General features: G+C 60.7%; 18 protein-coding genes, 4 pseudogenes and 1 riboswitch. Of the genes and pseudogenes, 12 read left to right on the forward strand and 10 right to left on the reverse strand.

Features of this window, described 5'->3' with window-relative positions; translation table 11 throughout:
• Window positions 1-782, reverse strand: a pseudogene (istA, locus tag RAZWK3B_RS19070) (IS21 family transposase); the annotation flags it as partial.
• A gap of 158 nt (window positions 783-940) precedes the next feature.
• Here istA and tnpA point away from each other — a divergent pair.
• A complete protein-coding gene (tnpA, locus tag RAZWK3B_RS21890) occupies window positions 941-1,351 on the forward strand; it encodes an IS66-like element accessory protein TnpA (protein ID WP_007818098.1) in 411 nt (136 codons plus the stop codon).
• 31 nt (window positions 1,352-1,382) lie between these two features.
• Here the strand turns inward: tnpA and RAZWK3B_RS19080 are convergent.
• Window positions 1,383-1,676 (reverse strand): annotated as a pseudogene (locus RAZWK3B_RS19080) (integrase core domain-containing protein); the annotation flags it as partial.
• A gap of 135 nt (window positions 1,677-1,811) precedes the next feature.
• Between RAZWK3B_RS19080 and RAZWK3B_RS19085 the strand changes: the two are divergent.
• A pseudogene (locus RAZWK3B_RS19085) lies at window positions 1,812-3,066 on the forward strand (IS110 family RNA-guided transposase).
• A 236-nt stretch (window positions 3,067-3,302) separates the two neighbouring features.
• On the opposite strand, the pseudogene RAZWK3B_RS20795 reads toward RAZWK3B_RS19085, so the two are convergent.
• Window positions 3,303-4,135, reverse strand: a pseudogene (locus RAZWK3B_RS20795) (IS3 family transposase); the annotation flags it as partial.
• A gap of 406 nt (window positions 4,136-4,541) precedes the next feature.
• Here RAZWK3B_RS20795 and RAZWK3B_RS19100 point away from each other — a divergent pair.
• Together RAZWK3B_RS19100 and RAZWK3B_RS19105 are read left to right on the forward strand one after the other, a co-directional pair.
• Window positions 4,542-4,949, forward strand: a complete 408-nt coding sequence (locus RAZWK3B_RS19100; RefSeq protein ID WP_007818103.1) for a sugar 3,4-ketoisomerase — start codon at window positions 4,542-4,544, stop codon at window positions 4,947-4,949.
• Window position 4,950: 1 nt separating this feature from the next.
• Window positions 4,951-6,048 carry a DegT/DnrJ/EryC1/StrS family aminotransferase gene (locus RAZWK3B_RS19105; protein ID WP_007818104.1) on the forward strand — a complete coding sequence of 366 codons (1,098 nt, stop codon included), beginning with the start codon at window positions 4,951-4,953 and terminating at the stop codon, window positions 6,046-6,048.
• Between the two features lie 14 nt (window positions 6,049-6,062).
• On the opposite strand, the gene RAZWK3B_RS19110 is transcribed toward RAZWK3B_RS19105, so the two are convergent.
• The 3 genes from RAZWK3B_RS19110 to RAZWK3B_RS19120 all read right to left on the reverse strand — a co-directional run bounded on the left by RAZWK3B_RS19110 (window position 6,063) and on the right by RAZWK3B_RS19120 (window position 10,093).
• Window positions 6,063-7,217: a rhamnan synthesis F family protein gene (locus tag RAZWK3B_RS19110; RefSeq protein ID WP_007818105.1), complete on the reverse strand. Its 1,155-nt coding sequence runs from the start codon at window positions 7,215-7,217 to the stop codon at window positions 6,063-6,065.
• A 326-nt stretch (window positions 7,218-7,543) separates the two neighbouring features.
• The gene (locus tag RAZWK3B_RS19115) at window positions 7,544-9,319 is read right to left on the reverse strand and encodes an ABC transporter ATP-binding protein (RefSeq protein ID WP_037296288.1); all 1,776 of its coding nucleotides are present in this window, start codon (window positions 9,317-9,319) and stop codon (window positions 7,544-7,546) included.
• A 156-nt stretch (window positions 9,320-9,475) separates the two neighbouring features.
• Window positions 9,476-10,093, reverse strand: coding sequence for an HAD family hydrolase (locus RAZWK3B_RS19120; RefSeq protein WP_007818107.1), 618 nt, complete (start codon window positions 10,091-10,093; stop codon window positions 9,476-9,478).
• A gap of 376 nt (window positions 10,094-10,469) precedes the next feature.
• Window positions 10,470-10,574, forward strand: a riboswitch (SAM-I-IV-variant riboswitch).
• A gap of 46 nt (window positions 10,575-10,620) precedes the next feature.
• Between RAZWK3B_RS19120 and RAZWK3B_RS19125 the strand changes: the two genes are divergently transcribed.
• From RAZWK3B_RS19125 to RAZWK3B_RS19135, 3 genes are all read left to right on the forward strand, one after another.
• Entirely contained in the window at window positions 10,621-11,217 is a 597-nt protein-coding gene (locus tag RAZWK3B_RS19125; RefSeq protein WP_157132335.1) for a hypothetical protein, read from the forward strand.
• Window positions 11,218-11,333: 116 nt separating this feature from the next.
• Window positions 11,334-12,014: a hypothetical protein gene (locus RAZWK3B_RS19130; RefSeq protein WP_007818110.1), complete on the forward strand. Its 681-nt coding sequence runs from the start codon at window positions 11,334-11,336 to the stop codon at window positions 12,012-12,014.
• Window positions 12,011-12,547, forward strand: a complete 537-nt coding sequence (locus RAZWK3B_RS19135) for a hypothetical protein (RefSeq protein ID WP_007818112.1) — start codon at window positions 12,011-12,013, stop codon at window positions 12,545-12,547. The genes RAZWK3B_RS19130 and RAZWK3B_RS19135 overlap by 4 nt, the downstream gene beginning before the upstream one ends.
• Before the next feature lie 252 nt (window positions 12,548-12,799).
• Here RAZWK3B_RS19135 and RAZWK3B_RS19140 read toward each other — a convergent pair whose 3' ends face one another.
• A complete protein-coding gene (locus RAZWK3B_RS19140) occupies window positions 12,800-13,660 on the reverse strand; it encodes a glycosyltransferase family 2 protein (RefSeq protein ID WP_037296289.1) in 861 nt (286 codons plus the stop codon).
• Window positions 13,661-13,769: 109 nt separating this feature from the next.
• Here RAZWK3B_RS19140 and RAZWK3B_RS19145 point away from each other — a divergent pair, with 109 nt between their 5' ends.
• Window positions 13,770-14,804 (forward strand): succinylglutamate desuccinylase/aspartoacylase family protein, encoded by a 1,035-nt coding sequence (locus RAZWK3B_RS19145; protein WP_007818116.1) that lies wholly within the window; start codon window positions 13,770-13,772, stop codon window positions 14,802-14,804.
• Window positions 14,805-14,806: 2 nt separating this feature from the next.
• On the opposite strand, the gene RAZWK3B_RS19150 is transcribed toward RAZWK3B_RS19145, so the two are convergent.
• Both RAZWK3B_RS19150 and rpsU read right to left on the reverse strand, forming a co-directional pair.
• Complete coding sequence (locus RAZWK3B_RS19150) at window positions 14,807-15,409, reverse strand: hypothetical protein (RefSeq protein WP_198133311.1); 603 nt, start codon at window positions 15,407-15,409, stop codon at window positions 14,807-14,809.
• 378 nt (window positions 15,410-15,787) lie between these two features.
• The gene (gene rpsU, locus RAZWK3B_RS20800; protein ID WP_007818122.1) at window positions 15,788-15,994 is read right to left on the reverse strand and encodes a 30S ribosomal protein S21; all 207 of its coding nucleotides are present in this window, start codon (window positions 15,992-15,994) and stop codon (window positions 15,788-15,790) included.
• A gap of 110 nt (window positions 15,995-16,104) precedes the next feature.
• On the opposite strand from rpsU, the gene RAZWK3B_RS19160 reads away from it, so the two are divergent.
• Genes RAZWK3B_RS19160 through RAZWK3B_RS19175 form a run of 4 tightly spaced genes read left to right on the forward strand, consistent with a single transcriptional unit; the run spans window position 16,105 to window position 19,488 of the window.
• A complete protein-coding gene (locus RAZWK3B_RS19160) occupies window positions 16,105-16,800 on the forward strand; it encodes a COQ9 family protein (protein ID WP_007818124.1) in 696 nt (231 codons plus the stop codon).
• 30 nt (window positions 16,801-16,830) lie between these two features.
• Complete coding sequence (locus RAZWK3B_RS19165) at window positions 16,831-17,814, forward strand: NAD(P)H-quinone oxidoreductase (RefSeq protein WP_007818126.1); 984 nt, start codon at window positions 16,831-16,833, stop codon at window positions 17,812-17,814.
• A gap of 13 nt (window positions 17,815-17,827) precedes the next feature.
• A complete protein-coding gene (locus RAZWK3B_RS19170; RefSeq protein ID WP_157132337.1) occupies window positions 17,828-18,940 on the forward strand; it encodes an exo-alpha-sialidase in 1,113 nt (370 codons plus the stop codon).
• The gene (locus tag RAZWK3B_RS19175) at window positions 18,937-19,488 is read left to right on the forward strand and encodes a hypothetical protein (RefSeq protein ID WP_007818129.1); all 552 of its coding nucleotides are present in this window, start codon (window positions 18,937-18,939) and stop codon (window positions 19,486-19,488) included. Before RAZWK3B_RS19170 ends, RAZWK3B_RS19175 begins: the two co-directional genes overlap by 4 nt.
• A 22-nt stretch (window positions 19,489-19,510) precedes the next feature.
• On the opposite strand, the gene RAZWK3B_RS19180 is transcribed toward RAZWK3B_RS19175, so the two are convergent.
• A complete protein-coding gene (locus tag RAZWK3B_RS19180; RefSeq protein WP_007818132.1) occupies window positions 19,511-20,143 on the reverse strand; it encodes a ribonuclease T2 family protein in 633 nt (210 codons plus the stop codon).
• Between the last annotated feature and the right edge of the window lie 11 nt (window positions 20,144-20,154).

The following is a 20,154-nucleotide window of genomic DNA, read 5'->3' on the forward strand; positions in this document are numbered from 1 at the left end:
GAAGACCGGTATCACCTGCCACAGACGGGTCCGAGCATCCCGGACGCTCTTCTCGATCTGGCCTTCTCCCAACCGGCCGCAGGATTGCAGAACTCGGGCTCAAACACGTAATGGCTGGCCATGGCCTGGAAGCGCGCATTGATGTCGCGCTGCTTGCCTTTGCCAACACGATCCACTGCCGTCTTCATGTTGTCGTAGATCCCCCGGCCAGGCACGCCGCCAAAGACGCGGAAAGCGTGCCAATGAGCGTCGAACAACATCTCATGGGTTTGCAGAAGATAGGCCCGCACCACGAAAGCGCGGCTGTGCGATAACTTCGTATGCGCGACTTGCAGCTTGACGCGTTCGCCGCCAATGGTGGCCCAGTCTTCGCTCCAATCGAACTGGAAAGCTTCTCCGGGCTGGAAAATCAGCGGCACATATGTACCGCGCCCCGTCGTCTGCTCAGCAATGTGCCGATCTGCGCGCCAGGCACGGGCAAACGCGGCAACGCGCCCGTAGGACCCGTCGTAGCCGAGCTTCACCAAATCTTCATGCATCTGCTTGAGGCTGCGGCGCTCTTTGCGCGGCTTGCGCGTCTGCGACAACAGCCACGCCGATAGCCGATCCGCATAAGGATCCAGTTTGCTGGACCGGGGCGGTGTCTTGAACTTCGGTTCCACTGCGCCCTCGCGCAGGTACTTCTTGATGGTATTGCGAGAAAGGCCCGTGCGTCTGGCGATCTCTCGAATGGGCATCTTGTCTCGCAAGGCCCAACGTCGGATGACACTCAAAAATCCCATGTCGATCACTCCATATCTCCCTGACAAATCCGTCAGGTAAAGGTGTTCACATGGGTCAGTTCTCAGTGAAAATTTACTTACCTACCGGGTCAGTTCTCAACGGAAATCAACAGAGTTGCGAAGGCATCTCTGTCATGAGGCAGGGAGTGCGTTTCGCAATGTGTGCTACGAATGCGTTTCTCAGATCGCTGGGTGTTGAGATTTACGCGTCTGGCCATCGGCGCTGGCCGGACGAGGTGAAGGCGCAGGCGGTGGCTGAGACGCTTCGGCCCGGTGCGACGGTCAATGACGTGGCCGCACGCTTCGGAATCCAGCCGAACCAGCTGTCGGGGTGGCGGCGCCTGGCGAAGGATGGCGCGCTAGTCCTGCCGGCGGACGGCGAGGTTCACGAGGCGGTCTTTGCCCCTCTCGTGGTGTGTGACGTGGAGATCCCCACACACGGTGCCGACACCCGAGCGGCCGGAGGCGGAATCCGGGTCGTCGTTGGCGATGTCGTGCTCCATCTCGACGCCGACACGTCCGCCGGGCGCATTGCCGAGATCGTGCGCGCACTCGGAGAGCCCTCGTGAGCTGCCCCCACTAAGTGGTCCAAGTTGATTGTTAGTGCATGACCGGCCTCTGGTCCATCTGAACGATGCTTTCCGGTGCGGGAGGCCGGTATCCAAGGGCGCTGTGAGGCCGAACGGTGTTGTAGTGTCTTCTCCAGTCTTCGATGATGATCCTTGCCTCCTTTATTGAGTAGAAGAGCTCGCCATTGAGCAACTCGTCCCGGAAGCGTGCATTGAAGCTCTCGCAGTATCCATTCTCCCAAGGCGATCCTGGCTCGATGAACGCAGCCTTGGCACCTACTGCGGCGATCCAGTCCCGGACCTTCTGAGCCACGAACTCGGGACCGTAGCACGTCGGGAAGCACGCTGTTTTTGAGGTTATGGCCACGCGCGCAGCCCCCAAATAGCGCAGCGTGTGGCCATAACCGGTCTCAGGTCTCAACAGTGGTTTTGCATAACCACACTGCTGAGGAGACCGGCTATGACCGCCACCGATATTACCGCTTCGACCTTGCTAGTCGCCATCGATATTTCCAAGTATCGCCATGAGGTGCTGATCGGCATCCCTGGCAAAAAGCGCCGTCGCCGAATGACGATCCTGAACACGCTTGACGACTTCCAGCGTTTGTCCGCAACCCTTGCCAGCTACGACCTGCCGGTGCGGATAGGGTTCGAAGCGACCGGCAACTACCACCGAACGTTGGCGCATCATCTCGGGCAGGCCGGGTTCGAGCTGAAGCTCGTCTCGTCCGTCGGCCTGGCTCGAACACGGGAGGCCCTGCACAACAGTTGGGACAAGAATGATCCCAAGGACGCCCAGGTCATCCTTCACATGCTGGAGATCGGCGCCGTGCAGTTCTTTCACGATCCGATGGTGGTCGGGACCGCCGACATCCAGGAACTCTCGAAGACGCACGAGATCGTCTCTCGATCGAAGACCGAGCTGTGGCACCGCATTCTCACCCACTACCTGCCACTGTATTTTCCCGAGGCTGAACGATTTCATCGAAGCTCACGGACGGATTGGTTCCTGGCATTCCTTGAGAAGTACCCATCGCCACATATGATCTCGGCCATGAGCCGCGAGGCCTTCATCGCCGACGCCTGGGATGTCGTTGGCCGAAGGGTTTCGAAAGAGCAATTACTTTCCGATATTTACGCCACTGCGGCCGCTTCGGTCGGCTTGCCAGTTCAGGCAGATTCTGACGCGGTGCGCATGTTCCGCCTTGTTCTTGCCGAGGGGCGTAGCCTCATCCGGCAGCGCGATGTTATCGAGGCACGGGCCGTCGAGTTGTTGTCGGACCTACCCGACTATCAGCTGCTGACCACCATTCCCGGCATCGGCCCAATCAACGCAATGACCATCTTGGCCGAAGCAGGCGACCTGCGTCGGTCCGACACCATCGACAGTTCTTGAAGTTTTGCGGCATGGACCTCGCCCCGTCCAGTCTGGCATGTTTCGCGGACAGAGCCGGATCTCAAAGTACGGCAATGCCCGGCTGCGGCGCACGCTCTGCATGGCCGGTCAGACCGCCGTTCTAAAGCGGACTAACAGCTTCCACGACAAGTTCGAACGTTACATCTCCAAGGATCGACACAACGCCCATCTGCGCCGGAAGGCCTACACCGCGATCGCGGCCAAGATGGCGCGCACCGTACACGCCGTGGTCAATCACGGCGAACCCTATCGCCCCTTCTTCGAGGGGGTGAGCCCAGGCGGAAGGACCTCTCTCTGACATGAGCCGTGGAGGCAGACATCTGACCTCGTAGATAATGTTCGGGCCTTCTGCTTGGGATTTGGGATCTCGTATTAAGGACGGTGAGGGCCGCCGAAGCGCGTACCCTGTGTTTGCTATGGAAGAGATCATTTCTTGACGGCAGAGCCCGTCTGGGCAACTTTAACAGGGCATCTGGGACACCAGATGCCCCACGACCTGCTGACCTAAGCGGCCAGATTTTCCCGACATAGGACGTTGTCGGATCGTATGTAGTCCGGCGGGCCGCGGAGGATGAACAGGTCCGTCAGCGCATCAAGCACATCGGTCGAGTTGAGCTTTCGGTCTATGCGGATCATCAGCGCCTCCCTGGTGAACTCGTCTATGATGTTGAGAATGCGATAGGTGCGGCCGTCCGCTGTCCGGTCCTGCATGAAGTCATAGGACCAGACATGGTTTGGACGCTCCGGTCGAAGCCGGATACATGATCCATCGTTCAGCCAGAGCCGGCTTTTCTTCTTTTGCTTCGGTGGAACCTTCAGCCCTTCACGTTTCCAGATGCGCTCAACCCGCTTGTGGTTCACGTGCCAGCCCGACTGGTTGAGCAGCGCGGTCACGGGGCGATAGCCGTAGCGACCGTATTGCCTGGCCAATTCGATGATGTCCTCGGTCAGGCGCTCTTCGTCTGGCCGGCCACGCGGCACCTTGCGCTGCGTGGATCTGTGCTGTCCCAAGGTGCGGCAGGCGCGGCGTTCCGATATGCCGAGCGCCTGCCGCACGTGGTCGATGCATCTGCGGCGACGTGAAGGGCTCAGAAGTTTCCCTTTGCGGCCTCGGTGAGGATCAGCTTGTCCAGCGTCAGATCCGAGACCGCGCGCCTCAGGCGCTGGTTCTCTTTCTCAAGTTCCTTCAGCCGCTTCAGCTGCCCGCGGCTCATTCCGCCATATTGTTTGCGCCACCGATAGAACGTTTGCTCTGTGATGCCGATATGGCGCGACGCGTCCGCGACCGTCATGCCTTGCCCTTGCAACACTTCGATTTGCCGAAGTTTCGATACGATGTCTTCTGGCGTTTCTCGTTTCCCAGCCATTCTCTGGTCCTCCAAATTGCGGGATAATCCTATCCCGGTTGGTGGACCACTTCACTGGGGGCAGCTCACCCGCCCGAAAACAGGTCCAGACCGGCATGAAAGAAAATGACCGGCATCACGGCGACGGTGCGCAGACCGTCGATTTCGGGGCGGTATTTCATGTTCGGGCCCGGTTTGAGGTGACACTGCAAGACATGGTGTTGTTTTGCTGTTCAAACCACCATTGTCAAAGCGTCGTCTTTACCGGAGGCTTGCAAAGGTCTGGCCTGTGGCGGCTTTGCAGGTCGGCCGCTGGTCGGGTGCCATAAAATTCGCTATCCCCACGTCAGTGAGTGACCGAATCGCAGCGCGTCGATTTTGAGGGACATGGCAGGGCGCATCGTCTTGCCCACGAGGAGGGAAATTCTTGTCGCTGAGCCAATGCAGGATCATCAACCTGCCCAAGATCGAAGACGCACGGGGCAACCTGACCTTTGTCGAGGGCGGCAACCACATCCCTTTCGACATCAAGCGTGTCTATTATCTTTATGATGTGCCTGGCGGATCGGATCGGGGCGCGCATGCGCATCGCAACCTGCATCAGTTCATGATCGCCATGTCGGGCAGTTTCGATCTGACGCTGAGCGACGGGTATGAGGAAAAGACGTTCCACCTGAACCGGTCGTATTTCGGAATTTATATCTGCCCGATGATGTGGCGCTATCTGGACAACTTTTCATCGGGGGCGGTGTGTATGGTGATGGCATCGGCGTTTTACGATGAGGGCGATTATATTCGCGACCACGATCAGTTCATCAAAGAAGTGCGCGGCTGACATGGTGGTGCCGTTTCTGGATCTCAGAGCCGCCTATGACGAGTTGGCCGCCGAGGCCGAAGGCGCGATGCTCGCTTCTTTGCGGTCGGGCTGGTACATCCTCGGGCCGGATGTGGAGCGGTTCGAGACCGCTTTCGCCAGCTATTGCGAGGCGGAGCATGCCATTGGTGTGGCCAACGGGCTGGATGCCTTGCGGCTGAGCCTGATGGCTCTGGATATCGGGCCGGGCGACAAGGTCCTGGTTCCGTCGAATACCTATATCGCGACATGGCTGGCGGTGTCGCAATGCGGCGCGGTGCCGGTGCCGGTCGAGCCGGACGAGGCCACGCATAATATCACCGCCGAAGGTATTCGTGCCGCGGTGCAGCCTGGCGTCAAGGCGGTGATCCCCGTGCATCTTTATGGTCAGCCTGCCGATATGGGCGCGATCATGCGGGTTTCGCGCGAGCTGGGGTTGAAAGTGATCGAAGATGGCGCGCAGGCCCATGGCGCGCGGTCGGGCGGACGCAGGATCGGTGCGCATGGCGATGCGGTCTGCTGGAGCTTCTATCCCGGTAAGAACCTTGGTGCGCTCGGCGATGGTGGCGGGATCACCACGGATGATCCGGAGATCGCCGACCGGCTGCGGCTGTTGCGCAACTACGGCTCACGCGAGAAATATCGCAACGAAGAGCTGGGCCTGAACAGCCGGCTCGATCCGGTGCAGGCGGCGTTCCTGTCGGTAAAGCTGAGGGTTTTGGACGAGTGGAACGCGCGCCGGGCGGGCATTGCCGCGCGCTATCGCGACGCGTTCGCGGGTACCGGGCTGATCCTTCCGCAGGTGGCAGCCGGTGTCGATCCGGTCTGGCATCTGTTCGTGGTGCGCCATCCCGAGCGCGATGCGTTCATTGCGCGGCTGGCCGCGCGCGGGATCCAGACGCTGGTGCATTATCCGATCGCGCCGCATGCGCAGGCGGCTTATGCGCAGATGGGTCTGTCGGATGCGGACCTGCCACTGGCCAGTCGTCTTGCGCGCGAGGTTATCAGCCTGCCCATTGGCCCGCAGATGACTGAAGCCCAGTGCGATGAGGTCATCTCGGCTGTGCGCGAACTGGTCTGAGCATCCTCGCCGCATTACTCCGGCGGGGGGCGGTTTTCCACGATCTGCAGCGCCTCGGCATAGGCTGTCTGGCCCATCGGACCGGGCAGGGCCGACAGGATGTCGAGGGTCGTTCGCGATCCCGCCGACGATATCCACAGGGGTGATTTCTTGACGAACTGAAAGCCACGATGGCGCAGCGTGTAATACGGCATCACATAGCCCATGGCCTGCGCCGAGACCGCAGTAAGGATGATCTGGATGCGGTCGCGACGGCCCTCGGGGGTTGCTGGATCGCTGAGCAGCACCTCGTCGCGCTTTGCCCGGATCCGGGGGCGTTCAGGGATGATGAGGTTGCGCGTCACTGCGTCAAGCTCGGCCGTGTCCAGCGCCGCGATTTCCGTGTCGAGGTCCATCACGGAACAGGTGGCATCATGGCTGAACCCATGGCGCATAACCCATTGCGTGAGGCCAATCTCGCCGCGCCGGACGGTGCGCTTTTTCTGGTTCGACAAGCGAAAGCGTTTCCAGAAGGTCACGAAGGCCGGATCCTGTAGAATGGTTCGTCCGATGGCCAGCGCATAAGAGGCGTAGTGGAAATTCCGGTGCTGGATCGTGTATTGCCAGCGCAGCTCGCGGAAATCATCCGCGTCATGGCGCTTGATCCCGTAATTCGACGTGGCCCCGCAGAAATCCACGCCCTTGGCGCGCACGTCGTGGAACCAGCTTTGCGGCGCCTCCACCATCCAGGCGGAATCGTTGAGGATATAGAGCCGGTCCAGATCGGGCAGGGTGCTTTCGAGCGCCAGGATACCGTCCCTGTAGCCGCCGAAATCATAGCCAAGGTTGGGACGTTCGATGATCCGGCTGGTCAGGGGCGCCAGTGTTGCCAGATCGTCCGTGGAGAGCGGTAGGTTCGAGACAACGACCGGGCTGATGCCCTCGTCGATAATCAGGCGCAGCGCATCGAGATGCGATGCCAGGATGCCGCCCGCCGGAAAGATCAGGTAGATCGCCACCTCGCGGCCCATCGGCAGATCACCCTCATGGGTCTTGCGCATGGCAGCCGCTTTGCGGTCATAGCTGGTGCGCAGGTCGAAATATTCCCATGTGAGGCCGGGCAGCTCGGCGATCTGTCGACCGAAGCGCAGGATCTCGCGCTTGAGTTTCCAAAGAGGAAATTTCCGCATCTGCTGAAACCCTGATTACCTGACGTTGATCCGTGGGCGCCTTGTGGAAAGGCCGCGCATGATGCTTAGTCGATGATCCGGCGCGGGTCCATCGGATGATGGCGGGCCGGCTGTCTTTGCACACGGCATGACAGGGCGTTACCATTTCGGGTGGAGCGATGCGGTAGCCGCGAGGTGTGACGAGGGTCAATCGATTTTCGTTTTCTAGGTCGGGGCGTGGAAGGTTTATAAAGCGGCATCCAGTGCAGGTTGATGCGCGCGCCTAGGATTCAAGTGCAGATCGGTGGATGCGTCAATGCTGGCGTCAAGTCCCCTTCCACACTTCGTCAGGTCGCATACCCTTCCTTCTGCGAGGCATACATGGCCGCATAAAGCCCTTGCTTCGCAATCAGCTCGGCATGCGAGCCCTGTTCCACCACTTGCCCCATATCCAGGACATAGATCTTGTCCGCCGCAACCACCGATGACAGGCGGTGCGCCACGATGATCGTCGTCTTGTCCTTTGACAGGCGCTGGAGGGCGCCTTGGATCTTTTCTTCGGTCTTCTGGTCGAGGGCCGATGTGGCCTCGTCCAAGAGGAGTATGGGCGCCGAGCGCAGGAAGGCGCGGGCGATGGCGATGCGTTGCTTTTGTCCGCCCGACAGCTGGCTGCCCTTGGGGCCAAGCGGCGCACTTCCTCTTGCGCGCATGAGGTCTGCGATTTCAGCGGCTTCCGCAGCGGCCCAGATTTCTTCTTCCGTTGCGTTCGGGGCGACGTAACGGATGTTTTCATAGATCGTGTCGTTGAAGATCACGATGTCCTGAGCCACGACCGAAAACGAGCTGCGCAGTGACTTGACCTTGATGTCCCGGACATCGAGCCCGTCTATGGTGATCTTGCCGCCATCCACATCGTAAAGCCGGGTGATAAGGCTGAGGACCGTGGTCTTGCCCGAGCCGGTCGCACCGACGATCGCGGTTTTCTTGCCCCCTTCGATCAGCAGGTCCAGATTCTCGAACAGGGGGTGCTGCGGGTCATATGCGAATTTGACCTGATCGAACTTTATGTCACCTTCGGTGTTGAACTCTGCGACCGATCCTTCGTGATCCGTGATGCGCATTTTCTCGCGGTAGACGCCGCGAATGCTGTCCAGCAGAATCAGGCTGCCCTGCAACTGGGCAAAGAAACTGGCCAGCAGACGCAGCGGATCGAACATGATCACGAGGCCCAGCAAAAACGCGATGATCCCGGCGGCATCCATGCCGAACCCGCCCTGGATCACCATGTAGCCGCCGCCGCCGATGACCAACACATAGACAAAGGCAGACACGACATCGATCGAAGGCGGGAACAGAGCCTGCACGGCATTGAGGCGGATCATAAGGTCCCGGATGCCGTTGGTTGCCTCGAACAGGCGATCCCGCTCGCGATCTTCCTGCCCCGAGATTTTCACCGTTCGCATGCCGTTGGTCATCTCTTCGATGCCCGACATGTAGTTTCCGAAGGCGTTTTCCGCGCTTTGCTGGACCTCTTTGATCTTGCCGGAGATTCCGCGCATCATCAGAACGAGGACCGGTATCACGATCATGGCAGCCGTAAAGAGCAGGGGGGATTTATAGATCAAATACCCTGATACCACGATGACCGTGGCCAAATCCCTCACGGCGGCGACAGTGCCCTGTCCCACAAAATGACTGAGGCTGTCGACCTGACTGACCAGGCGCAGGATGATATCCCCCGATTTTGTCTTTTCGAAATAAGACAGGTCCAGCCGCAACAAATGCTTGATGAGATCCTGCCGCATGGAGCGCACGGCGTTGCTGGCAAGCCAGACCGAAATCCGGGGCGTCACATAAGACAACACGGCACGCGTGCCGAAGAGAAGGAACACGAATGCGCAGACCTTGATCAATTGGGACAGTGAGCCATCTTCGAAGATGACCCGAAGCCCGTTTTCGGTGAGCGACAGGAACTGTTGATAAACAAGGGCCTGCGCCGAGACCATTGCGAGGACCAACAGCAACCAGGGCGACTTGTCTTTCAGGTAATTCCGCCAAAACCACTTGATGTTGTCGATGTCGGTTGGACTGAACATCGGTTGTTTTTGGGAGGATTTTCCCATCAGGCGGGCTCCAGTATTCCGAAAATTTTCACGGTTGGCTCTGACCCAACGATGTCGGGCTTTTATTGGCCGGTCTTCGTGAAGTCAATTTTCGTTCTTGTCCCGCTGGCAGATGTGTGGACCCGGTTCGGGATCTGCCGATGTCCCGGCATATCTTCAAAGCGATTTCAGCAGGCTGCACAATGCCTTCCCGTCATACACCACATGGTCCGCGGCTTGGATTGCCGATTCTGCGGGAGGATGCACGCCGCCGAAGGCGATCGCGATCGTGGCTTCGGACAGCATGTCGGCATCATTGGCGCCATCGCCGATGGCGATGATGCGCCTGTAGTCAAACGTCTCTGCGATATGGCGCAGGGTTGCCGCCTTGTTCAGGAGTGTCTTCAGCTCGAGGGTGCCATTGTCATAGACCGCTTCGGAGGCATAGGTGCGGCATCCAAGGCGCTCGATGATGGGCGCGATCCAGATGTCGAGATTGCCGGTCAGAATGAAGCAATCCTGCCGGTTTTCATGGATGAACCCAAGAATATGCGGATCAAGCGGCGCGTCGGATATGATGCGCGTGATGGTGTCTGGCGGTATCGCGCTCAGAAGCTGGCAGCGGTGACGGAAGGAAGGCTCGAACGCGGTCTGGCCCTCCATCGCCGCCTTGGTCAGCGCGGCCATGTCCCGCTCAAGCCCGATTTCGGCGGCGATCAGCGGCAGCAATTCGGTTTGCGTGATCGTGCCGTCGAGATCAAAGCAAAAGGCGGTGTCTTTGGACAGCGATGTCACGGTAATTCTAGTCCCGTCCGGCGTCGGCGCTTAGAGGCACGTTTGTAAGAACTATGAATGATTGTGCAAGGCATTGGCCGAGCTGCTACCTATTACTTGGAAATCAGGCAGCGCGGACTGAAGGAAGCAATCGTAAGGTAAACGCGGGTCACGGGACTTTCCAACGCAGAAAAAGCGCGGTGGATGAGAATGCGAGCAAAGACACTAAGCTACATGTGCTCTTGCTGAAAAGCGCCACGAATAGCGCTCGAACTGCATCATTCCTCGTTTTGGTTGATGCGAATCAAAACTCGCGCAGTCAACAAGATGTCATTATCTATCTGATTTATTGAGATAAAATTGTCGTTTTCACGGCCCTGCCGGCTGTGGTAATGTGATCGCACATCAAGAGTGAGGCCTGTGCCTCTACCAACCTGCCCTTCCCGGCAAGGTGGTGTCCGAACAAGGAGATGTGGCCATGACGGCAACCAAGGGGATCATTTCCCACTCTTCGGCCATCCACATGCCGGTCTCTATAGGAGATCGCTATGTTGACACGACGTATGTTCCTGGCCGTCGCGGCCAGTCTGACCGCTCTCGGGACGATGACGGGCTTGCCCGCGTTGTCCCGTCCACTGCAGCCATTGAGGGACACCCGGCGCCCTTTGCGGCTGGGGCTGCATGCTGACCCGCAAGGCCGCCTGATCATCGCGAGCGACGCGCCGCCCTGCCTGCAGCCGCTCATCCGGCCCGAGGCGGTCGCTCGCGTTTTCGGTGAGGGCACAAATGACAGCCTGACGCAGCCCGACCACTGGCGCATGATCGAGACGGGCATGTTTTCAGGGGAGGCGCTCTATACCCCGTCGGAGCAGGACGCGGCGTTTCACATGTGGCACGCCTGTCACAAGCCGACCTCGGAGGCTTATGAGGCGCTGATCGGGCTGTTCGAGGAGGGCACAGGGTCGCTCTGCGGTTGGCGCGTGCCCGAGTTCGGGCTGAGCTTTGTGGAACATCCCTGCACGCCGCGGCTTGCCGTGGCGACCCTTGACCGGTTGGAGGACATCCCGCGCCTGGCGAAGGCGATTACCGAAAGAGACGAAAGTATCACGCTTGATCCAAGGCCCCGATCGGCGCTGCGGATTTGACCTTTATGGCGCCAGCGGCCGGACACTCTTCCGGCTCCTCTGGTGTCGATTACTGACCCAGCTCTTGGCTGGCCACCTGTGGCCTGCATGACTGACAACAAAAGGAAGACTGACCCATGAATCAGATAGCAACGACACCCCCGACACCGACCGATGCTACCCAGTTCGGGCTTGCCTCGTTCCTCGACCTTCTGCCACAGCGCACACCCCTGCTGGGGCAATGCGCAACCTCCTATGAGCGCTTCAAGCTTGCGCATCTTCGTGACTTGCACCCGACGACAGCTCTTCAGACCACAGTGGCGGAAAACCTGATCGCCAATGAGTGGGAGTTGCAGCAACTTCGACGCATGTTGGATCGTGAGACAGCCCATCGACTGGCAAGTTCGATCAAGAAGCCTGCATATCTGGCGCTGGAGCAGGCGCATGAAGACAAGCTGGATGCAGAGTTTCACGAGTGGGTTTCCGCAGGCAACGATCGGGATGAGTGGGAAGGCGAGCCGTTCGATGAAAGTGATGCGACGGCAGACGCCCTGGAGCTTGCGCGCCAGGCGCTGTCAACCGATCCGGATGAGCTTGCCAAACTCGAGGCCAAGCTGGCGGCGATGGGAGTTGATGTGGTGTACTTGATGGCACAAGTGCATATCCATGTCACAGTCACCGCTCAAAATCTTGGCATCCAAATTCGGAACCTCGAGAAGCGCCGTCGCGAGATCAAGGCGGAGTTCGACGCGCTGCAAAAGGCATCTCCGATCCGTGCGGCCATGGAGGCGATCGAGGATGCGGAGATTGTCGAATGACCTCTGCCAGGCAGATCACAGCGAACCGGGCGAATGCTCAAAAAAGCACGGGGCCGCGCACGCAGACCGGCAAGACCAAGGCGGCGGGCAATGCCCGCCGCCACGGGCTGACCTCTGCGCCGCCGCTGGACTTGGTGCGGGCATGGCTGAGGGTGATCCTTGACACCACCGAGGCGCCGCCCCTGATCGATCTTAAGCAGACCGAACGGGGGCGCCTCGCGCTCAACCTGGCCATGGCAGAGGCACATCTCAGGCATCTCAGTGTGCAAAATGTGCGTCGGCTCGCAGAGGCCGAGGAGCCGGATCCTATCTACAAATGGGTCGAGCTGCTCGAGGATGACTGCGCGCATTTCAGCTGGCCCAAGGAGGCCGTGCGGTACCTTGTCAGGCTCCGGATGCGTGAGCACAAGCAGAACATTGCCCGCATGGCGCGGCTGCACAAGCGTTATACCAAGGAGGCGATGACCGCCCGAAACCGTGCCTTCCGCGCCTGGGTGGCGTGGCATGAGACCAATCTTGTACCAGAGCTGTAAGTCGCGGTCTATCATGTCAAACCCATGCTCACAGATGATCGCTCAACGCCCTTCACCCGCACGACCCGAAAAGCCCTGCCGGCATTGTCGCAACAAAGACCATGAACCACACCGGCCCGATCCATGATAACGCCAGAAACCCGATTTACCGAAACGAACCCAATTGCTCAGGAGTGGGTCACAGGCCCAATATCCGGCGACGCTGAGGGCAGGTGGAGGGATCGGCGAGACGCATGTCTGGCCGCGTCCGCGCTAAATGTCCGTCGGTCGCCGCAGCCCGTCCAGAACGCCGCGAAGGAAGGCCATTTGCTTGGCGCGCTTGCGGGCCGACAGTAGTGTCAGCGGCGAGATCAGTTGCATCAGTGCCGAGACAAGCGCCTTGCGGCCCGCGCCGGGCAGCTGGTGCTTGCGCGCGGCATAGACTCGTGATCGGCCCATGTGAAAGGCCTTGAACGCAGCAGAGGCGGGGGAGCGCACAGTGGAGTTGCCTGCGTCATGGGTCACGCGCGCGCCATGCACGAACATGAGGGAGCCGACCGTCTTGAGGCGAAGGGCAAGATCGTCATCTTCGTGATAAAGGAAGATCGCGGGATCGAAGCCGCCCACCGCCTCGAACGCCGCGCGGCGCACGAAAAACGCAGCGCCGGTCAGAACAGGCACTTCGCGGTCTGCGTCGGGCCAGCCGGCAGGCAGGCGCGCAGAGGCGGGCAAAAGAACGCTGCCGCGCTTGAAATAGGGCCGGCCCTTGCCATCCGTGATCGCCGGGTTGAAGGCCACGGCCATGGGATGCGCGTCAGCCGCTGTGACAAGCGCCTCGATCGCGCCATCGCCAAGCCGGGCATCGGGGTTCAGGAACAGCACGAATTCGCTCTGGGCCTCGGCCGCGCCGATATTGCAGGCGGGACCGAAGCCGCGATTGTCCTCGTTGCGGATCAGCTGCGCGCCATGCGCCTGCGCCAGATCGGCTAGGGCCGCGGCATCGCGCGAGGCATTGTCGACCACGATGGCCGTGCTGCCGAGTGGTACTGACGCCAGCATCTTGGGCAGGACCGCAAGGCTGTTATGGGCGACGGTGACCACGGTCACACGTTCTGGGGCGACTGGAATTGACATCGGCGCTGGAAAACAGCCTCTTGGCGTGTGAACGAAACTAGGGCTGCATAGCAACTGCAACCTGCAAGGGGAAGCCTGCAGAGAGGGACGCAGCCGGGAAGGGCGTGAGATGGCCAGACGCAAACCGTTCGATATCGCGGGCGTGACCGTGCCACCGGGCACGCGCCGCACCGTGGATGTGCCCGTGAGCGAGTTGTCGGATCACACGCCGGTGCATTTGTCGGTACGCGTGGTGCATGGGCGCAAGCCGGGGCCTGTGATGTTCGTGTCGGCGGCTGTTCACGGCGATGAGGTGATCGGCGCCGAGATCGTGCGGCGACTGTTGAATTCCAAGGCGCTGGCGCAGCTTTCGGGCACGCTTCTTGCGGTGCCCATCGTGAATACCTTCGGATTCCTCAACCATTCGAGATACCTGCCGGACAGGCGGGATCTGAACCGCTGCTTTCCGGGCCATGCGACAGGGTCGATGGCGTCGCGGCTGGCGCATATCTTCATGACCGAAGTGGTCAGGCGCTCAGATATCGGGATCGACCTGCACTCTGCTGCGATCCGGCGCACCAATCTTCCGCAGTTGCGCCTGACCTCGGGCAATGACCGGCTGCGCGCGTTGGCGGATGTGTTCGCGCCACCTGTGGTGATGCCATCGAACCTGCGCGACGGCTCGCTCAGGATGGCGGCCGAACATGAGGGCGTCGACGTGCTGCTCTATGAAGCAGGTGAGGGGTTGAGGTTCGACGAGTTTGCCGCGCGCACCGGGGTTGCGGGGATTTTGCGGGTGATGAACCATCTGGGCATGATCAGTGGCAAGGGAGTGCCGCGCAAGCGTGCCGAACCGCTCTATTGCAGCGAGTCGACCTGGTATCGCGCGCCTGCGGGCGGATTGCTGCGCGGCTATCTGGCGACGGGGGATACGGTGGAGCCGGGGACGGTGATGGGCGCGATTTCGGACCCGTTCGGCGAATTCGAGGCCGAGGTCGTTGCCGATCAGCAAGGCATCATCATCGGGCGCACGAACATGCCCGTGGTCTATGAGGGCGATGCGCTGTTCCATGTGGCGCAAACCTCGAGCCCCAAGGATGTGGCGCGCGGCATTACGGCGCATATGGCGCCGATGCCGATGTTCGACGAGGACGAGATTATCTGACGTCAGGTTTCGTTGTCAGGCTTGGGTTTGTTGAACCGATGCGCATTGGCCGGATGCAGGAAAATCGACATCGTCAGCAGGCTGAAGATGAACTCGTAGGCCTCCCACTTGCGGGACACGGTCGCAAGAATGCCGATGACAAGACTGGCCCCGACCGCAGTGATCCCGTGGCGCGCCGACGGCAAAGGCAGCATGATCCCGTCAACAAGGCGCGCGACAAGCGAGACGCGGGAATAAAGAAGAGGCAGAACGACGAGATACAACAGGATGGCAACCGTCAGATAGGATCCGAAAAGGGATTTCGTCAGCTGTTCGTCGCCAAAAGCCAGGTTATGCAGGGTGGTTTCGTTCTGCACGTTGTGTTCGGCGAAAAAGCCGGTGGTTTCCCAGCCGATGATCCGCTGTCCCCAAGAAATTTCTTCGCCGGCGCCAAACAGAAAGGCTGCCGAATAAAGAACAAGCCAGAGCGAGGATGCTCCGCTGAAACGCGCCGTGCGGATTGCCTGGCTCATCAGGATCAAGCACGAGAGGAAGAGGCAAATGGCGGTGCCGTATTCAACCGGGCCGTCCTCGACGCCGAAACCTGCCTCGTATTGCAGGTTCATTCCCAACACGCTGTACGCCAATGTGAAAAGCAGTGTGGCGTTCATCAGTCCAAAAAGGATTTGGTCAATTGGACTGAGCCTGATCATTTTGGGTCCGTCATAAGTTTGTCATGTATGCCCGCTGGGTATATTCAAGCAGCCAAGGATGCAAGCGATCCTCGTTTATGACGCTACGACGCGCGGAAACCGGATCAGACCAGATGTCTTGTCCCTAGCCCGCGATTTCACGGAATGGCCAAGTCGCGGTGGCTTGCAGATCCGGAAGACACGGCTTTGGCCACAACGCTTTTCCATGAACGCGACTCCAGAAAAGACAAACCCCCGAAGCGGCTGCCCGGGGGTCGTCATTCTTGTGTCGCGTTCGGCGTGCTGCGGTCTTCAGAGAAGGCCTTCGCGTTGGGCTTTCTTGCGCGCCAGTTTACGAGCGCGGCGGATTGCCTCGGCTTTTTCGCGCGCTTTCTTCTCGGACGGTTTCTCGAAATGCTGCCGAAGCTTCATTTCACGGAAAACGCCTTCGCGCTGCAGCTTTTTCTTCAGGGCACGAAGCGCCTGATCGACATTGTTGTCGCGAACACTAACCTGCATGTGGTGTCACCACCTTTCCAAGTTGAAGTTGCGTAAGTTTGCAGGAAGTGGCCGTATAGCAAAGCGTCTTTCTTTTGTCTAGGGTGGCGCCGATCGAATGGAGGCAAGCGATGACCGACCCAGATATCAAGGCAAAGCTGCTGGATGCAGCCAAGATGCACGTGCCTTTCGACGGCTGGAGTGAGGATGCCTTTCAGGCGGCGATTCGCGACACGGGGATTGAACCGGGCCTGGCGCGGGCGGTCTGTCCGCGCGGTGCGGTGGATCTGGCGCTCGCCTATCACGCCGAAGGGGACGCCCTGATGCTGGAGCGTCTGACGACCGAAGATCTGAGCCAGCTGCGCTTTCGCGACCGTGTCGCGGCTGCGGTGCGCTATCGGTTGGAGGCGGTCGACGACAAGGAGCTGGTGCGGCGGGGCATGACGCTGTTTTCGCTGCCCATGTATGCCGCGGATGGGGCGAAGGCGGTCTGGGGCACATGCGATCTGATCTGGACCGCGCTTGGCGACACATCGGATGATGTGAATTGGTATACCAAGCGTGCCACCTTGTCGGGCGTCTACAGCACGACGCTGTTGTACTGGCTGGGCGATGACAGCCCGGGCCATGAGGCGACCTGGGCGTTTCTGGATCGCCGGATCGACAATGTGATGTCATTCGAGAAGCTCAAGGCGCAGATGCGCGATAACAAGGTCCTGAGCGGGCTGATGGCGGGTCCGCTCAGGGTGTTCGGCAAGGTGCGCGCGCCACAGGCACAGGGCCGCCAGCAGGCCGGCATGCCGGGCCGCTGGAACAGACAGGCGTAAGCAGGCCGCGACCAAGCCAAGGAGACACGCATGACCGATATGATGAACGCCGTGGAAATCACCGAGCCCGGCGGCCCGGATGTCCTGAGGCTGACAAGCCGTCCTGTCCCGGCGCCGACAGCGGGCGACGTTGTGATCAAGGTGACCTATGCCGGGGTCAATCGCCCCGATGCCTTGCAGCGCGCCGGGCTTTACGCGCCGCCGCCGACCGCCAGTGACCTGCCGGGGCTGGAAGCTGCCGGTGAGATCGTCGCCATCGGTGACAGTGTGAGCGACTGGAGCGTGGGCGACAAGGTCTGCGCCTTGCTGCCCGGGGGCGGTTACGCCGAGTATGTCGCCACGCCTGCTGCACATTGCCTGCCGATCCCCGAGGGCATGGGCCTGCGCGAAGCGGCCTGCCTGCCCGAGACGTTCTTCACGGTCTGGTCCAATGTCTTTGGCCGTGGTGGCCTCAAGGCGGGCGAGCGGTTTCTTGTGCATGGCGGCTCGTCCGGGATCGGCACGACGGCGATCCAACTGGCGAATGCCTTTGGCGCGCGGGTCTTCACCACGGCGGGATCGGATGAAAAATGCGCCAAATGCGTTGATCTGGGTGCGGAGCGGGCGATCAATTACCGCAACGAGGATTTCGTCGATGTGATGCGCGCCGAAGGTGGCGCCGATCTGATCCTCGATATGGTGGGGGGCGATTACCTGCCGCGCAATGTCAAATGTCTCGCGGATGACGGGCGGCTGGTGCAGATCGCGTTTCTGCAGGGTCCCAAAGTGGAATTGAACTTTGCCCAGGTCATGATGCGCCGGCTGACGATCACCGGCTCGACCTTGCGCCCGCAAAGCGATCAGGCCAAGGCGATGATCGCCGAGGCGCTGCGCGCGCATGTCTGGCCGCTGCTGGCCTCGGGGCAGGTCGCGCCGGTGATGGATTCTGAATACGAGCTTGCCAATGCCGCGCTGGCCCATGCCCATATGGAAAAGAGCACCCATATCGGCAAGATCGTCTTGAAAGTGGGGTAAGCCGGTGGGGCTGGTGCAGGTTGCCATTCTGGCCATGGCGGTGCTCAGCATTGGCCTGAGCGGCTATGCACTGTGGCGCGATGAGACGCTGAACTGGACCTTCGCCGTTCCCGAAAGCCCGCCTCCGACCGGAGCGCCGGTCTTCGACACGGTGTTCGATCATACACCGGGCGAAGGCATGGCCCACTCGCCCGCGATCACGATCAATGGCGACGAGGTGGGCATCTTGTGGTTTCAGGGCTCGTCCGAGGCGCAGCCCGATGTCGAAATCCATCGCGCCGTGCTGAGGCGTTACGAGACCGGCTGGCAGGCTGGCCCCCCTGAGCCCTATCTGACCAGTGCCGCGCTTGGCGATGCGTTCGAGCCGCGGCAACTGGTGGTGACGCTTGGCAACACGGTACAGAACGAAGCCGCGCAGGACGCGCTTTATGCGACGGTCGTGTCGGTTGGCGGATGGGCGATGGCATCGGTGGCCGATGTGCGCATGGACAAGGGCAATCCGGTCTGGGCGCGCAAGCTAAACCTGTCGCCCTTTCTCAACCGGTCCATGCTGGTGAAATCGCCGATGGTGGCCTATTCGGACGGGTCGATGGCGCTGCCTGCCTATTTCGAGATGGGGTCAACCTATGGCGTGCTGGTCCGGACCGATGCGCAAGGTCGGGCGCGCGATCTGCGGCGGATGACAGGCAAGAGGATCAAGCCCATACAGCCGATGATCGTGGTGCTGGACGGCGCGCGCGCGCTGGCCTTCCTGCGCGATTTCGACAATAGCGGGCAGGTCTATGTCAGCCGCACCCAAGATGGCGGCCGCACATGGAGCGAGGCCGAGGCGACGGGAATTGCCCATCCAAGCGCGCCGGTGGCGGCGCTGCCGGTGTCGGGGGGGCATATCCTGATGGCGATGAATGGTGGCGCGGACAGTGCCGATCTCTTGCATCTGGCGCTGTCCGAGGATGAAGGGGGCAGCTGGCGTGTGATCCACACGCTGGATCGACAGCCGGGCGATGCGCGTTATCCGATGTTGAGGCGGTTGCCTGATGGGCAGATCCTGCTGGCCTATTCACATGGCACCAAGAAAGGTCTGCGCGCGCATGTCTTCAACGAAGCATGGGTGGCGGCGCAATGACCGGTGTTCTGGCGAGTGTCTGGCTGGCGGTAATCCTGGCCTGGTTGGTCTTTGCTTTGGCCGGCTGGGTCGTGGGCGCGCCTGCTTCGGTCTGGATCGGTGGGGTCGTGGGGGCCGCGGCGGTTCTGGCGTTCCGCGATACGCTGCCGTTACGCGGCATGATGGCGTTGCTTGCGCCCTTCGGGGTGATGTTGCCGGCGCTGGCGCTGCGGCATATGGGCGCCAAGCTGGGTCTGCCGGTAGTGCCTTTCTCGACGCTGGAACTGCTCGGTTTCCTGCTGATCTACGTGGTGTTTCTGGCCAGCGCGATGGGGGTGGTCCCGGTGGATATCTACCGCATCGGCTATGCGCCGCTGCCGGTGGCCGTGATGGTTCTGGCGGTGTGCCTTTACGGTCTGGCGACCGGCAATTGGTTCCTGCCGCTGGTGGCTGTTTTGGGACAAGCCTTTTGGGTCTTGGGCTGGGGCAGCAGCAATTGGTTCGATCATGTGACCCATGTGCTGCTGGTGCCGGTGGTTACGGTTGTGTTGGTGACGCGCCTGTTCTGAGCGTGTGCCGCGCCTGCCGAGATCAGCGGATGGGATCGAAGAGCGCGTCTTTCATAGAACAATCCCGAACCGTGTCGCGGCCACAGGGCACGGGACGCAGATCGCGCGACAGGCAAAGCCGCGCTTCCTGTATGCGGCCGCTGCGGCAGGTGATGGTCAGCATGTCCGGCTCCCACTCGGGGTTGGCCTTGAGAAAGGCTTCTTCGATCACGCGGGCGGGCACTTTGACGGGATCTTTCAGCTTGCGGAACACCTCGGGGCGGTTCACCGCTTCGTAGGCCTCGCGTGACAGGGCGAAATAGGCAGGTGCCGAGAGGCCCGAGCAGGTGCCATGCTTTTTCCACTGATACCAGGCAAGACCCGGTGTGCCCATGATATCGGCCATCTGCGCCGTCATGGCGCGCGAGGGCGGCCTTTCGGAGGTCTGGCAATGGTCCGGCCAGCCACGGTGATATTGCGGCCATAGCCCATGCAGCACCCATCCGTGATCGCGGCTGGCATCGCATTGCGGCGAGCCGCGCGCGTCGCCTTCGAGGGCGCACCAGGTCGGCGACCAGCTGAGCGCCAGAACGTAATAGTCGAACTCTCCCGGGCGGTCGGCTTCGGCGCGGGCGGTCGTGCCGAGGATCAACAGGAGCAACAGGAACACACGCATGTTTAGGACTT

The sequence above is a fragment of the Roseobacter sp. AzwK-3b genome, from assembly GCF_000170875.1.
Taxonomy (GTDB): Bacteria; Pseudomonadota; Alphaproteobacteria; order Rhodobacterales; family Rhodobacteraceae; genus Roseovarius; species Roseovarius litoreus.

What these genes read in the sequence shown, in the direction of transcription:
- RAZWK3B_RS19105 (WP_007818104.1), top strand. Translation starts at nt 4,951, where the DNA reads ATGGTGGTGCCGTTTCTGGATCTCAGAGCCGCCTATGACGAGTTGGCC.
- RAZWK3B_RS19150 (WP_198133311.1), bottom strand. Translation starts at nt 15,409, where the DNA reads ATGAACCTGCAATACGAGGCAGGTTTCGGCGTCGAGGACGGCCCGGTT.
- RAZWK3B_RS19115 (WP_037296288.1), bottom strand. Translation starts at nt 9,319, where the DNA reads ATGGGAAAATCCTCCCAAAAACAACCGATGTTCAGTCCAACCGACATC.
- RAZWK3B_RS19140 (WP_037296289.1), bottom strand. Translation starts at nt 13,660, where the DNA reads ATGTCAATTCCAGTCGCCCCAGAACGTGTGACCGTGGTCACCGTCGCC.
- rpsU (WP_007818122.1), bottom strand. Translation starts at nt 15,994, where the DNA reads ATGCAGGTTAGTGTTCGCGACAACAATGTCGATCAGGCGCTTCGTGCC.
- RAZWK3B_RS19110 (WP_007818105.1), bottom strand. Translation starts at nt 7,217, where the DNA reads ATGCGGAAATTTCCTCTTTGGAAACTCAAGCGCGAGATCCTGCGCTTC.
- RAZWK3B_RS19130 (WP_007818110.1), top strand. Translation starts at nt 11,334, where the DNA reads ATGAATCAGATAGCAACGACACCCCCGACACCGACCGATGCTACCCAG.
- RAZWK3B_RS19160 (WP_007818124.1), top strand. Translation starts at nt 16,105, where the DNA reads ATGACCGACCCAGATATCAAGGCAAAGCTGCTGGATGCAGCCAAGATG.
- RAZWK3B_RS19135 (WP_007818112.1), top strand. Translation starts at nt 12,011, where the DNA reads ATGACCTCTGCCAGGCAGATCACAGCGAACCGGGCGAATGCTCAAAAA.
- RAZWK3B_RS19125 (WP_157132335.1), top strand. Translation starts at nt 10,621, where the DNA reads ATGTTGACACGACGTATGTTCCTGGCCGTCGCGGCCAGTCTGACCGCT.
- RAZWK3B_RS19145 (WP_007818116.1), top strand. Translation starts at nt 13,770, where the DNA reads ATGGCCAGACGCAAACCGTTCGATATCGCGGGCGTGACCGTGCCACCG.
- RAZWK3B_RS19175 (WP_007818129.1), top strand. Translation starts at nt 18,937, where the DNA reads ATGACCGGTGTTCTGGCGAGTGTCTGGCTGGCGGTAATCCTGGCCTGG.
- RAZWK3B_RS19180 (WP_007818132.1), bottom strand. Translation starts at nt 20,143, where the DNA reads ATGCGTGTGTTCCTGTTGCTCCTGTTGATCCTCGGCACGACCGCCCGC.
- RAZWK3B_RS19165 (WP_007818126.1), top strand. Translation starts at nt 16,831, where the DNA reads ATGACCGATATGATGAACGCCGTGGAAATCACCGAGCCCGGCGGCCCG.
- tnpA (WP_007818098.1), top strand. Translation starts at nt 941, where the DNA reads ATGTGTGCTACGAATGCGTTTCTCAGATCGCTGGGTGTTGAGATTTAC.